The 14307-nt window shown below is 38.3% G+C and carries 11 protein-coding genes; 3 read left to right on the forward strand and 8 right to left on the reverse strand.

Features of this window, described 5'->3' with window-relative positions; genetic code table 11:
* Positions 1-17: 17 nt before the first annotated feature.
* Entirely contained in the window at positions 18-434 is a 417-nt protein-coding gene (locus AC6H0V_RS08285) for a hypothetical protein (protein WP_497563256.1), read from the forward strand.
* On the opposite strand, the gene AC6H0V_RS08290 is transcribed toward AC6H0V_RS08285, so the two are convergent.
* From AC6H0V_RS08290 to AC6H0V_RS08300, 3 genes are read right to left on the reverse strand one after another with little or no spacing between them, the layout of a single operon-like run.
* On the reverse strand, positions 435-1154 hold the full coding sequence (locus tag AC6H0V_RS08290; protein ID WP_497563257.1) for a hypothetical protein: 720 nt from the start codon (positions 1152-1154) through the stop codon (positions 435-437).
* Positions 1135-2493: a dGTP triphosphohydrolase gene (dgt, locus tag AC6H0V_RS08295; protein WP_497563258.1), complete on the reverse strand. Its 1359-nt coding sequence runs from the start codon at positions 2491-2493 to the stop codon at positions 1135-1137. The genes AC6H0V_RS08290 and dgt overlap by 20 nt, the downstream gene beginning before the upstream one ends.
* A 1-nt stretch (position 2494) precedes the next feature.
* Positions 2495-4480: a DUF2779 domain-containing protein gene (locus tag AC6H0V_RS08300; protein ID WP_497563259.1), complete on the reverse strand. Its 1986-nt coding sequence runs from the start codon at positions 4478-4480 to the stop codon at positions 2495-2497.
* 188 nt (positions 4481-4668) lie between these two features.
* Between AC6H0V_RS08300 and AC6H0V_RS08305 the strand changes: the two genes are divergently transcribed.
* Positions 4669-5007, forward strand: coding sequence for a helix-turn-helix domain-containing protein (locus AC6H0V_RS08305; protein ID WP_497563260.1), 339 nt, complete (start codon positions 4669-4671; stop codon positions 5005-5007).
* A 140-nt stretch (positions 5008-5147) separates the two neighbouring features.
* Here AC6H0V_RS08305 and mnmE read toward each other — a convergent pair whose 3' ends face one another.
* Positions 5148-6506, reverse strand: coding sequence for a tRNA uridine-5-carboxymethylaminomethyl(34) synthesis GTPase MnmE (mnmE, locus tag AC6H0V_RS08310; protein WP_497563261.1), 1359 nt, complete (start codon positions 6504-6506; stop codon positions 5148-5150).
* A 387-nt stretch (positions 6507-6893) separates the two neighbouring features.
* Between mnmE and AC6H0V_RS08315 the strand changes: the two genes are divergently transcribed.
* A complete protein-coding gene (locus tag AC6H0V_RS08315; protein WP_497563262.1) occupies positions 6894-7211 on the forward strand; it encodes an HPF/RaiA family ribosome-associated protein in 318 nt (105 codons plus the stop codon).
* Between the two features lie 198 nt (positions 7212-7409).
* Here the strand turns inward: AC6H0V_RS08315 and galA are convergent, their stop codons facing one another.
* From galA to AC6H0V_RS08335, 4 genes are read right to left on the reverse strand one after another with little or no spacing between them, the layout of a single operon-like run.
* A complete protein-coding gene (gene galA, locus AC6H0V_RS08320; protein ID WP_497563263.1) occupies positions 7410-9848 on the reverse strand; it encodes a beta-galactosidase GalA in 2439 nt (812 codons plus the stop codon).
* Positions 9849-9862: 14 nt separating this feature from the next.
* Positions 9863-12109 (reverse strand): cellulase family glycosylhydrolase, encoded by a 2247-nt coding sequence (locus tag AC6H0V_RS08325; RefSeq protein WP_497563264.1) that lies wholly within the window; start codon positions 12107-12109, stop codon positions 9863-9865.
* Positions 12110-12117: 8 nt separating this feature from the next.
* Positions 12118-13155, reverse strand: coding sequence for a glycoside hydrolase family 53 protein (locus AC6H0V_RS08330; RefSeq protein ID WP_497563265.1), 1038 nt, complete (start codon positions 13153-13155; stop codon positions 12118-12120).
* A gap of 19 nt (positions 13156-13174) precedes the next feature.
* Positions 13175-14290 carry a SusE domain-containing protein gene (locus AC6H0V_RS08335; protein ID WP_497563266.1) on the reverse strand — a complete coding sequence of 372 codons (1116 nt, stop codon included), beginning with the start codon at positions 14288-14290 and terminating at the stop codon, positions 13175-13177.
* Between the last annotated feature and the right edge of the window lie 17 nt (positions 14291-14307).

A 14307-nucleotide genomic window follows, 5' to 3' on the forward strand; every position in this document is an offset into this window, starting at 1 on the left:
ATCAAAATGTTAATTTAATGTTCACAGATAGGATAAAATCACATACATTGAATATTCCAGGAGTGGATTATTATTTTACAAGAACTATGGATTCAACAATAGTTTCTAACAACAACAATGATTATATAGTGGTATATGGTAAATTTCTTAGATTCATCTTCTGGGTAACTATTAAAACCAAGAATAATATAATCAATCCATCTTTACTTATTAATCCTATTAATGGAGTTTTTAAAATTCCGCAACAAATTAAGGATGATGGAATGGGGAATTTCTTTTTGAATAGAATTAAGGAAATTGAATCTTTGCCAAAGCCAAGTGAAAATCAGCAAGAAATTATTCTTGATGAAATATTAAGAAATACTCATGAATTTTCACAATCTGATGCTGGCAGATCAATACTGAATGATAACGAAAATTTGAATCCAGTATAACTAAGCTAATTGAGGTAGAGAAATATTTTTAAGCCTACTAGAAATATCAAAGTCGCTATACAATATTTTTCCAAAATGCTTAATTTGTATAGCATTATAGTCAAATTTGTATTTTCCATCAAAATACTTAATCAATTCTAATAATCGTTTAGCAATTTTTAGGTTAAATTTATCTGAATAATAAAAAGTATTGATAACACATAAACCGTAATTAGCATTTGCTTTCTCAACGTAATCGATTTCCCTATTACTCAAAAATTTTAAGAAGTGTTTCGTATAATGAAATTTTTTTCTGTTGATACAAAAGATAACAGACGAAAAATTAAAAAAAGCTGTATTAGGAATATTTTCTTCAATCTGAAATTTCAATGTGTTTAAGCTATTCTGAAATGCCCAAGTGTCTTTCATAAACCAAACGTCCATTGGACCAGAGTTAAAAAATACTTTATACCCACCAAAACTGTTTCGTTTTATTTGCCATTTATTAAATAGAACTTCAATGTTTACCTCTTTCTCAAGGACAATATCTATATCTCTGTGCTCATATATACCCAAAAAATAATTCCTAATCAATCCACTGAATAAATATACGTTAGTATACTCTTGCAAATCATTAAGTGCCTTCTTAACATCATCCTTGAATATACTATCAAGATATGAGAAAAAAGCCTCAGAGGAAGCATCCACATTATTTTTAATATCAGTTAATTTTCTGTCCACTTAATTTTTGAAATTGGTTTAAGGCAAACTGATCAGTCATACCACTAATATAATCAACAATTATTCTAAGTTTATAATAAACGCTTAATTCATCAAAATCGTTTACATTATTTTCTAGCAACGCTGCACGTACAATACTATTTGACAGCATTCCTTTTGCTTTTTTTCGATACTTTTTATCATCATGAAACAAGAAATCTGTGTAAAAGTTTAGCAAGCCTGTCAAAACAGAATGACCAGTCATTTCTAACGAAAGGATTTCTCTGTTTGGTAATATGTGTTTGTTGCAAAAGTCTTGAAATCTTTTTGCTAACGCATATTCACTATCAAAAATTAATTCTTCATTATATTTTCCTTCATATATCAAATCTACATTATCGATAAAATTCTTAGAGGCTAATGATACAAGACGTCTAATAACTTCAATTCTAAACTTAACAACTCGAGTTACCTCAAGATCATCACCAGGATATTCCTTGTCTAAAAAATCAAAAAATGTTTCCAAGTTATCTGTTCCACCAAAAAAAGTCCTTAAACCAGAATATCTATACCATTTTTTATTAAATCCATCTTCCATATCCATAACTAGATAACAAATCGAATCTGCCGCCTCCATTAAAAAAGCCAATGGGTGCCGAATAACTTCATTATCTTTTTTTAATTTACATCCATCTACGATTTCTTTAAAATATTCAATTTCTGATTGAAAAATACCTCTCTTATGTTTACTTAAGCAATTGTCATCTGTATCACCAAAATTTGGGTACTTAATGTAAGAAGCAAGTGTTGAGAGAGTAAGATTAAGTCCATATGGATCATTTAGCACCTGGAGTTTAGTGAGTATTCTAAATCCTTGTGCATTTCCATCAAACATTGTGAAATCACCTTTCTCTGCTGGAGTTAAATTGAATTTCTTCTTTTCACCCAATTTATCATCTTTATCAAAGAGTTTTTTAAAAAAATCTTTGATAACAGTCTCACCAAAATGACCAAAAGGCGGATTTCCTATATCATGAACTAAACATGCACTTTGAAGAATTATCGGTATAATTCTTTCTAATTCCGTTTTATTATAGTTTGTAGTACTTACGAATTGCTCATTTTTAAGAATATCCATACCAAGGGAGTATCCTATAGACATTACTTCCATAGAATGAGTAAGCCTAGAATGTATGTTGTCATCTGCTGTTAATGGAAATACTTGTGTTTTATCATGCATCCTTCTTAATGCAGGACTAAATAATACTCTTCCATAATCACTTTCAAATTCATTTCTTGCATCTTCTAATCTTGTAGATTTTCTTAACCTACCGCTGTTTAAGAGTTTTTTCCAATCCATGTTATAATAATTTGTTTTTCCAATGTTCATAAATCATAACCATCGCTAACGTGTCTAACTCACAATACTTCAAAAGTGATTTTTGTATTAACAGACGTTCTTCACCACTCATTCGAGTAAACTGCATTCGAGCATAAGCAGCCATTGCAGCTCCCCCATCAGCAATTTCAACATCATCTTCTGATATTAAAGAATCTAAAAGGTCCTGTTCAATGTCTTTAAATAGTGGTTCTAATTTCTTATAAGGATTAATTACCTTCCCTAAATCGTCATAACTGATCCAAGTTTGATTTTTAAAATTCAAACTTGTAATATCATTACCGTAAATGGGCTTACTATATCTGTTTTTCAAATAATTACTTGAATTCAGAATTGCAGGTAGAATATCTTTAATAGAATTTGATCCATTAGTAGATGGGGAATAATAATATTTAAGTACTAATTGTCTAAGATCAATCATATTTCGTTCACCAACCCAGTTTTCAGTACTGTTAGTAGTAGAGGATGTGATTGTTTGTATCCAAAAGCATAATTCGTCTTTATCCGCTTCATTAGATTCTTGAAGTTGTCGATAAATAGCATTAAGTATTGAATTCTCATGTGAAGCATATCTGAAAATAGTTCCTAAATCTGAACTTAATTCAGCTTTCAATGCCCTTATAAAATCAAAATTTGGGAAAACACCAACATTATAATCCAACCATTGTCCTTTATGACCTATAGTGCCATTCTCAAGAATTATATGGTGTGAAAATTGAAAAGCAGTTTGCTCATAGGGCCTTCTATCTTTTGAAAATGGGATTGCAACTGCAGATGTTTCAAAATCTATAAAATGCAAAGGATATACAAAGGATTTAAATACTTCTGCTAACCCTTCAGCATCTAAATAATCTGTATCATCAGAATTTCTAGATTTTGTTACTTGAATAAGTTGTCTTTCTAATCTGCTCAATCCATGCCCTTCCTTAGAAATACTTTTTTTGGGTCTTAAATCTTCTTCAGTTAATTCATTTTGAAAGTATTTTTTTTCAGATAAAAATTTATCCTTTGTCCTCAAATCCCATATATTCAAAATAGATGGCTTTGAAAAATCATCGTCTGTAAAACCCACCTCTCTTTTCCAACATTCCTTGAAACCACTTAAAAAGCTATCCTTAGCGTCCACCACTAATTTAAATTCACAATCTCTACATGAGGATTTAATAGGAGACCTAATTAAACTATCAGTACCATAATTATCCGCGTAAAAATTTACCCATTCTATAAATGATTTTTCTGGAATATCTGGAAATGGTATATTCTGCAATAGTGGGTCAATTATGTGGTCCACAGGAACTATACACAATATTGGCCCTCCCAATGAAGACTTTGAAACATCTCCAATAATCTCAACTTGTGTTCTACCTTGGTCATCTTTACTTATGAAAAATTTTTGATTTAATCCATCAACAGTAGCGATAGAGCTTTTATCGGCTAATATTAGGTAGCTTTCAACATTAGAGTCTGGCAATGCTTTTTGAACAACATGTTTCTGGAAAGCAACATCATATAAATATGGTTTCCATTTAGATTCGATGGTATCCTTTTTTGTTAAAAAAGAAGGAGTTCTCCCGTCAATGGACTTTGCTTTTACTTCATATAAGGAAATTTTATTGCCTTGTTTTACAACTATATCAGCTCTTATAAATAAGTTTTCAAATAAGAATGCCGCTTCGTATATAATTACATTATCAAAACTAAGTAATTCATTAGTTTTGGATAATGAAGTTTCGTAATCAAGTTCATCGACATTATGACCTCCTGAAAAATAGCATTTAGCTAATTCGCCCACTTGAAAACCTCCATTAGCTAGATTCTTCAAAAAATCATTAGACAATTTCTGATCAGGATACTCCTCTTTCTTTGTGTAAAATAGTTTTGTTGGACATTCAAGCGCCAACTTAAATCTACTTTTTGTTAAATATCTTTTAGTAGTTATTTCCGCCATCTTTTCATATTTGATTAATATTATAATCAATTCTTCAAAGCAGGAAATTATTGAGAGCGCTTCTACAGAATTAAAAAATTACTGTCACTAAAATATAGAAAATGAATGGCTAAAATACAGTTGTGAAAAAATTGAATGTTATTTTATATAGTAAATTGCATTATTACGAATTATAAATAGCTAGTAATATGCAAAAATTAACCTTCGAGCAACTCCCCGAAGCAATTTCAATTTTGATAGAAAAAATTGATAGAATTGAAAAATTGCTTTCAACTACTGAAGAAACCGATCAATTTGAACTTTTAGATGTTGAGAAAGCTGCTGAATTCCTACGACTATCCAAGCCAACTATTTATTCCAAGGTTTGTAGAGGCGAACTACCTGGATATAAGGCGGGTCGAAGATTATACTTCAAAAAAGATGAACTTAAAAAATGGCTGGTAAAAGATCCAATTTTAACATATAGAGAAATTGGACACATAGCCGATAAATACATTGAAAAAAGATCGGCAAGAAGAAGATTTTAGTACGAATTACTTTGCGAGGGGAACAAACACACGCAAAGTATTTTTTAATCTATTGATTTACAACAACTTAATTTCCTAAAATTGAAATTCTTCATTTTCCTACACCTACACAAAATACTGATTATCAATAAGTTACAATATCACTTGCCGATGCAAAACTTACTAAATATATTCTCCAATAAATCATCAGTTGTAACCATACCGGTGATCTCTCCTAGATAATGAAGCGCCTGTTTGATATCCATGGCTAAGAAATCGCTGGTTACAGGATTGTCTATGTTGTTAAGCACGTTAACCAAAGCAGTTTCGGTATTTTTTAGTGCTTCTACGTGGCGGATGTTGCTTACAATCGTTTCGCTGGTATTGATGTGGTGGAGGTTAACTTTATCCAATAAGCTCGTTTTAAGCTCATCAACCCCTATCCTATCTCGTGCCGATAGGAAAAGAACATCTTGTTGTGCAAAGCTTGCTCTTTGAGTTTCAGTTAATAGATCGGCCTTATTGATCAATGCTAGGTAAGGGATTTCTAGTTTCTTAAGATCGGTTAGCTGTTTTTCTAGTTCTTCTGAAGTCTGGGCAGCATCGGCCATGTAGATGATCAGCTTGGCCTGTTTCATGCGTTCTAATGTTCTAGCTACGCCTTGGGCTTCGATAATGTCGGCGGTTTCGCGGATGCCAGCGGTGTCTATGAAACGAAAAATAATGCCATTGATGTTCAGCTCATCTTCGATCGTATCTCGCGTGGTTCCCGCAATATCAGAAACAATTGCTCTTTCTTCGTTTAAGAGGGCGTTTAACAAGGTAGACTTGCCTACGTTCGGTTTACCGGCTATTACAATGGGAACACCATTTTTTAGGACGTTTCCAACTTCGAAAGAAGATATTAGTAGTGCGATATGCGTATTGAGTAGTGAGACAAGACGCCTAAGTTCTTCGCGATTAGCAAACTCAACATCCTCTTCGGCAAAGTCAAGTTCCAGCTCTATCATCGAGGCAAAGTGGATCAACTGTTCGCGGAGGTCTTTAAGTTCATTACTAAATCCCCCACGCATTTGTTGCAGGGCAACATCGTGAGATGCTTTGCTATCAGAAGCTATCAGATCGGCAACGGCCTCTGCCTGGCTTAAATCAAATGCCCCATTTAAAAAAGCACGTAAGGTAAATTCGCCAGGTTTAGCGGCCCTTGCTCCTTTTTTAATTAATAGATTAATTATCTGCTGGATAATGTAATTAGAACCATGACAAGAAATCTCTACCACGTTTTCCTTAGTGTACGATTTTGGCGCTACAAATAATCCTGCAACTACCTCATCAACAATTATTTCTCCTTCTTTGATTAGACCAAAATGCAGCGTATGGGATTCCTGTTTGGTGAGATCTTTACCTGCAAAAACCTCATTTGCCAGCGAAATCGCCTCAGGCCCAGATAAACGGATTACGCCAATGGCTCCGCTGCCGGGTGGAGTTGAAAGGGCGATGATGGTATCGGAAGTGTACATAATGCGATTGGCGTTTGGCTAAGGGTAAAGCGGATTTATATGCAAAGATAAGGGATTTTTTTATAGGTAACCATAACTCGCAGTTCCAGCTTTGCGAGCCACGATCCTTCATCGGGCTAAGCAATCTCCTTTCCGGTCAACATGCATAACAGCGGCAAGGCGATTGCCTGCCTGCTGCAGGCAGGCTTCGCGAAAAGCTCGCAAAGCCGACGCCATACAAACTGTACTAAATCCTTCAAACGTGTAACCAACTATTTTTAACTATGCAAAGGGCTGCTTGCTGTATGTATGTAGCACTCCCTCATTTCTGGGGATGGCTGGGGTGAGACTAAAGTTATTTTAAAACAACTACCAAAGTTCCTTGTTAATCTTACAAAACAAAAACTTATGACGATTCAACTAAATGCCGATAAAAATTTAACAATCCATGCAGAGTACGAGAGCCAAATTTCGGATCTATTAAAAAAGGGACTCGATAGGTTTTCAGATCATATTTCGAGTGTACAGGTTCATCTATCGGACGAGAATGGAAGTAAAGATGGGCTAAACGACAAAAAGTGTGTGTTAGAAGCACGTTTAGAAGGTAGGCCAGCTATTGTAGGAAGTACCTTTGCAGCAACCTACGATTTAGCTATCGCAGGTGCCTTGTCGAAATTAAAGAATGCATTAACAACACTTGATGGCAAGCTAAAAGCGCATCATTAAAAATGTAAGTATTACTCACTTAATTGTCAGTCTGAGCGTAGTCGAAGACAAAATAAACTTTTTAGGTTAATTTACTACTCATGAACCTTAAAGTTTGTCACACTGAGCGTAGTCGAAGTGAGATTGAAGCTGAGAAAAATCTCAGAATTTATTAGCTTCGACTACGCTCAGCCTGACAATGCGAGAGAGACCAATGAACTAAATCCCCTTCAATTCAATCCTAACATTACCACCCTGCAAGTCTTTTCCCTTTGCTTCTAAAGTTGCGAAGCCTTTCTCTTTTCCTGATTGCAAAATGAGTTGGCATTTTCCGTTGAACAATTTTCTTTTCCATCGGCCACTCTGGTACTGATCTGGCTCATGACTACTTGGATCGCCATTACCTACACCAATAATTTTTAATCCGCCAGTAAGCGAGAATTCGATTAAATCGTTTGCATCAGGCACCGCCCTTCCCTGCTCATCTACCACAGTTACATTTACCACCACTGCATCACGGCCATCAGCCCTAACCAAATTTTTACTTGGAGTTAATACAATTTTCTGGGCAATCCCCGTAGTTACCATCTCCGTTTGAAAGGTCCGTTTATTCTTGGTTGCTACTGCTTTTAACGTACCCTTTTGATAGGGAACAGTCCATTTTAAATGACTGTTCCTTGGCATTGCTTGTTTACCCAAACTTTTTCCATTTAAGAAAAGTTCTACGTCATCAGCATTGCTATTTACCCATACGTCAACAGGTTGGCCCTCTTTGCCTCCAACGGGCATATTCCAATGCGGAGAGATATGCAGTACCTCTTTATCTGTCCACCACGATTGGTAGTAGTAATAAATGTTCTTTGGAAAGCCGCACATATCCATTATTCCAAAATGCGAGTTGATATTTGGCCATTCGTAAGGAGTGGGCTCGCCCCGGTAATCGAAACCGGTCCACACAAAACCACCCATCCAATACGGATTTTCTGCAGCTAATTTCCACCATGTTTCTGCCTTGCTGGCCCACCATGGCGCGGTAATGTCCTGATCGGGTACATAGCCGGCAATAGAATCCTTAACATAAATCCCTCTTGTGGTAACTGTACTTCCCATTTCTGTGCCAATTAAAGGCTGAGTGGGATGTTCGCGATGGTAATCGGCCACAGCAAATTGGCGATAGTTGAAGCCTCTTACCGGAATTATTTCGTTGATACCTTTAAAAGTATTAGGCAAATCGGCCGCATACGTGCTGGTTCGGTAAGGATCCAGTTCGTTTTGTTTAGCCAATAAACTTTGTGCAATCCGCTTACCAACAGAGGTGGTTTGCACATAGCCTTCCTCGTTACCGATAGACCACATAAAAATACTGGGATGGTTTCGATCGCGTTTTAACAGGCGTTCTAACTGAGAAATATATTCTGGACTGCTATTTAACAGCCTTTGCTCGTCCATTACCAACATACCCAAACTGTCGCAGGCATCTAACAGTTCAGGTGTTGGTGCATTATGACTGGTACGATAGGCGTTTGAGCCCATTTCTTTTAGCAGTGCGATTCTATAATATTGAAGGTAATCGGGTAATGCACTACCTAAACCTGCGTGATCGTGGTGGTTATTGGTGCCTTTGATCTTTACGTGTTTACCATTTAAGAATAATCCCTGCGCAGGATCTATGGTAAAGGTTCTTATGCCATATCGGGTAGTAAGACTATCTATTACTTTGTTCCCAGCTTTAACCAACGTAACTATTTTATACAGGTAGGGATCTTCTAAAGACCACACTCTGGGACTGGCGAGTATAATGTTATGCGTTATCGTTTGTTGTTTATTAACGCTAAGCACTGCAGGATGGGCTTGGGACTGGCTTATATTTTTCCCATTCCGATCGGTAATATAGGCTAGCACCGATACCTGATCTGTTTTTAGACCTTGATTTTCGATGGTAGTTTCTACGGTAACTGTAGCCGCCTTTCCTGATACCGCAGCATGTACAAATACACCATCAGAAGTAATGTGAGTGTTAGAGAACTGATTTAGCCATACATGCCTGTACATTCCGGCACCTTCGTAAAACCATCCTTCGTATTGTGTAGCATCCGCTCGTACCACTACCACATTTTCTTTGTTAAAATTTAGGTAATCGGTAACATCATAATTTACGCCGAGATAACCGCTCTGATTGTTTCCTAAATAAAAACCATTGATCCAGATCTGTGCGTCTCTAAAAATACCATCAAACTGGAGCTGAAAACGCTGTCCTGAATCGGCCTTTGCCACACTAAAATGTTTACGGTACCAACCGATGCTTGTTTCGGCGAAAAAGCCCCCGATAGGTTTGTATCCATGGGCCATTACATCGGCATTCGATGATTTTACGAACGGAAGCTCTACGGCCCAATCATGCGGAACGTTTAAGGTTCGCCACTCTTTATCGTTAAATTTAGGCTCAATCGCTGTTCCTTCGGCCTTGCCGGATTTTGCAAAGAGATTTACAATTTTATAATTAAAATCCTTTTTGGGATCGGAGGCATGCCCTAGACTAAACTTCCAGTCTTCGTCGAAGGAGATTTTTTTTCTACCATTGGTCTGGGCACATAGTGAAGAAACGGAAAAGAGCTGGAAACCCAATGCCAGGAAAAGTAATCCTTTTAATTGATGCATATATGCTGTATTTTCTATTTGAAGTAAATGGATTGGATCTCTAGACTCGCGCTAGTGGTTAACTGTAAACTCTCTACCTCGCCAAGGCTAAACGATTGCCGGGCGGTTGCTGCGCGATAAAGAGGTAAAAAGCCCGGATAAGGCCGCGGAAGAAGTACCTGCGAACTTGGCATTAAACTGCTCAGCGGAATCTCGATGGAGCTTAATTGGTTAGTTAGCCAAGCCTCAGCGGCAAAATAATCGCCGTTAGCGGTAATTAGTCCGACCTTCATTTTTCCATCCCCGCTTTTTACTGCCTTTCCGCGAATTACCAAGGTACGAAAGCTGGGCACCGCGGGTTTATTTAATTTGTTGGCAAAGTAGTATTGAAATCCTACCATTGGGTTATTGCTGCCAGTATCCGGACTGAGCTTTAACATTTGCCCATTTTGTTCGCTAGCTATAAAATCAACCGCTTTATGACCCCAATTGGGATTATAGATCATAAGCTGCCTTCCATCTATTTGCGCATTAAAGATCTCTAGTGGCGATTGGTTCGCTCTCGGTGGGTTGTTTCCCATCCTGAAATCAGCTATTTCCGAAACCGGGGAAGATGATGCTCTGGGGGCTACAAACTCATTCAGTCTAATTGTTCCGAACAATTGATCTCCTTTTATAAGCACATGTTGCGCCGGGTTCCTGAGCAAATAAACGCCAGGTTTAATGCTGAACGACTGCAGGATGGCTAGACCAGAAAAATTGTTGCCGATGTTAAGTCCTGTGATCTTAAAATCTTTACCCAGATCTGGCAGTGCGATATGCATTTTTTGAGCCGACCAAGAGATGGCGGTTACCTCTCTATTTGCAGCAGTGCGTTCAAATGGATCTTTTATATGGGTAGCATCGGGCATTACCTCGAGCCGCCATATCCCCGTAGAAATTTGGTCGATAAAGTAGGCGCCAGAACCCTGGTAATTTACAATTCCCGACCTTCCTACCCCTGCAATATGCTTTAATGTAGCGGGGTTAACTGGCGCGGAAACGGTGGAATTAGAGTAATAAAACTCTTCGGCGGTATTCATTTCACTCAGCGAGTGTTGGTAGCTCACTTTAAAAGTACTAAAAGCGGTGTCGCTTTCATAGGTTTTAAGCCTTGGTAAGCGATGAAAAGCTTTAGAAGCGATGAGTAAACTGATCGCCTTTGCTGGCGTGTAGGCCAGATTTAGATAATGGGTTTGATATTCCGTATTTTCAAAGGCGGTTGCCATAGGATCATAAGCAAACTGGGTAGCCCATTGAAATCCGGCAGTGCGGAAGCTTCTTGCTATTGCAGGGTACATATAGGCACTTAACACATCGCCCGCATCAAATTCATATACCATTTTTGCTCGGTTTTTAAAGCCCGGAATACTATCGAAAGGGATGGTATACTTAGCCACGTTGGGCAAAAAATTACCATTTAACATATGTCCAGCAACTAGTCCAGTGGGGTACCACTGAAAGCTATGGCCCTGCACATCAGCCTTTACAATAGCATCGGCGTACCATGGCGATTCGCTGATGTTGTAAAAAATAGGTTTTGTAAATCCTGTTGCCCTTACCGCTCTTACCATACGGTTGATGTATTCGGTGGCACGTTCTTTAGCTCCACTATGCTGTGGTTCGTTGTTTATTTCGGCAGCAAGCACATCGGGATCCTGCTGATAAGTTAGCCCGGTATATTGATTTTTGTGCCTAAAAAATTGCTTAAGGTAATTTTCTTGGGCCGCAAAGGCCGCTTCAGAAACTAGTGCATTCCTCTTACCATATTTACTTGAAAAACCACCCAGGTCCTGGTCCTTTTCCGGATAACCGTTTCCCCAGAAGGCTATTGGTGTAACAATCGTCTTAATTTTCCTTTTCTTTAATTCGGCAATCAGAAAATCGAACAGCCGCAGATGGTCATTGTTTTTCAGATTTCCCACCGAATCAGAGATTTCGGTATCCCATACGTGAACACGAAAAGCATCTAGTCCTAGGCGAGAAAAATGGTACACATCATCCTTAATGGCTTGTTCTACCGTAATCCCTGTTCGTTTTACAGAGCGGTACCCATAGGCGAAAGGCACCGTGTAGTTAACACCAAAAAAGGCCGCTTCTGTTCCATTCTTCTCCCAACGGATTACCCCATCTTTATCAACATAAATTCCTTGCTTGGTATTAACTTTGATCTGCCCATAGACATAATTAACAGACATTAATAAGACTACAATCGGCAACAGCACGCTTTTTCTAATTCCCATAAAACAAATTAAGGTAAAAAAGCATCCATAGCAATGGTTGGTTTACCGGTATCATCAAAGGCGCCCAATTTATAGTTGCTCCAACTGTTATAAGATTCAGGCTCCCAGTAAAAAACACCTAGACCTTTATTATTGGGCAAAGATTTATTTTTTGCGATCAGATCGGTGATAAATGCCTTCGATGCGGCGGCTTCTGCTACTGGCATTCCTATTTCGCACATCATTATTTCTGATCCATATCGGCTAATCATATCGTTCATATTGGCTAAGCAAGCTGTATTTTTTGCACTCCAATCGGTAGCCGAAGGGTAAAGAGACATACCAATCACGTCCCATTTGGCCCCATTATTTTTGAGACCATCAAACATCCACCTGAACAGTGCATTGTCATACCCATTAGAGATGTGTACCACTACTTTAGATGAAGGATTTACCGACTTTACCGCGTTGTAACCAGAAAGCACCAAGTCGGCAAAATTTTTCATGTTAATTGAAGCTTTTCCCTCTTCCCACAGCATCCCGTTATTGGTTTCATTGCCTACCTGTACCCATTCTGGAACAATCTTATTGTCTTTAAGCGTAGTTAGTACTGCCACTGTATGATCAAAAACCGACGTTTTAAGTGCAGCTATATTTTGTGTGGCCCATGATGCGGGTTTGGTCTGCTTTCCTGGATCGGCCCACGAATCGCTATAGTGAAAATCGAGCAGCACTCTCATATTCATAGCCTTAGCGCGTTTAGCTTTGGCCAATACATCGGCAGTATTGCACCATCCGTTTGCTGGATTTACCCAAACTCTTAACCGAATAGCATTGATACCTTTAGTGCTTAGAATTTTTAGCAGGTCCTGCTCTACGCCAGCATTGTTATAAAACTTTTTACCAGCTGCTTCCATTTCGGTTAGCCAGCTCACATCGGCGCCACGGGCATAAGTGCCTGGAGGTTCCGGTTCGGGATATAAAAGGGTAGCCCCCTTGGGATTCTTTTTACAGGCAACAATTATGATAAGGAGGGTAAGGATCCCCAACCATTTGAGTTTGTTCATTTCTTTCGGTTTATATTTTTTATTTTACACTATAGGTATAATTTCCATCGCCTGCGCTAAGATCAAGGGTTACTGTAAACACTCCTGTTTTGGTAACCGGAATGTTAACCCCGCCCCAAGTTGGCGCTCCTGCAAACATTAATACCCCATTATCGGGTTTATCCACCTTATAACTGATATCATAACTGCCGTTAGTGGTAAAAACAAAAGCTTTACCGGCTGTAAGACTTACGTTTGATGCCACCCAAACTTTGGTAGTTGGATTATATACCATGGGGGTTGATGAGGTACTCCAGCTGTTATCATCGCCAGAAATAAAGAATTTAACTGGAGTATAGCTAATGGTGAGGGCGTCAAGATCTACATTAACTTTCATGTAAGCTGGCGATGGGGTGAGCCATAGATTTCCACCACCAACACTAAGCGTTTTATCGCTCGTTCCCCAACCATAGGTTTTTCCATCTTTGGTAGCGATGAGCTGAAAGGCTTCACCTCCCCAGCCGTCGGAATTTGGCAGATCAAGGTAACCTTCGTATTTCGAATTAAACTTTGATGAGGTAAGGATAAAGCCCTTTGTTCTATCCGTTGGAGTTTTCCAAGAATTACCTCCCTTAACTAATAAAGCCGGATATTCTACTGTAGATTTGTAAGGATTTACCGTAAGGGTTAACACTGAGTAAATTGGTTTAATGGTAGAGGCAACTCCGGTATTTTGTTTCACTTCCGATTTAAGGCGAACGGCCAAGATGCTGTTTACGCCTACTGGCAAGAGCATCTGCACGGAGAGCATGGCATTAAAATCAGCTCCCGAGAATGTTTTTCTTAAGCTATCCGCGGCAATCTTAACATTAATGGCATTGCCCCAAGCATTTGCTCCAGACGTATCAGAAGGCACATCAAATTGAAGGGTATAGGTTGGTACTACGCTTGCTCCATAACTCGGCGCAGTAAAGCTAAAGGTAACCACATTTTTGGCGTCAGTAGCAGCAGATAGCGCTACACTGCTTACCGAACTCTTAAATCCAGGAATTCCGTTGGTGGGTGGAGTGATTGTATTTTGCTCCATATCTTTTTTACAGGCACCTAGGCTGGATAATAGCAAAAGGATACCAAGTACGTTAAATAAATTTTTCATCTTCATTATCAATTAAA

The organism is Pedobacter sp. NO84 (assembly GCF_059703915.1).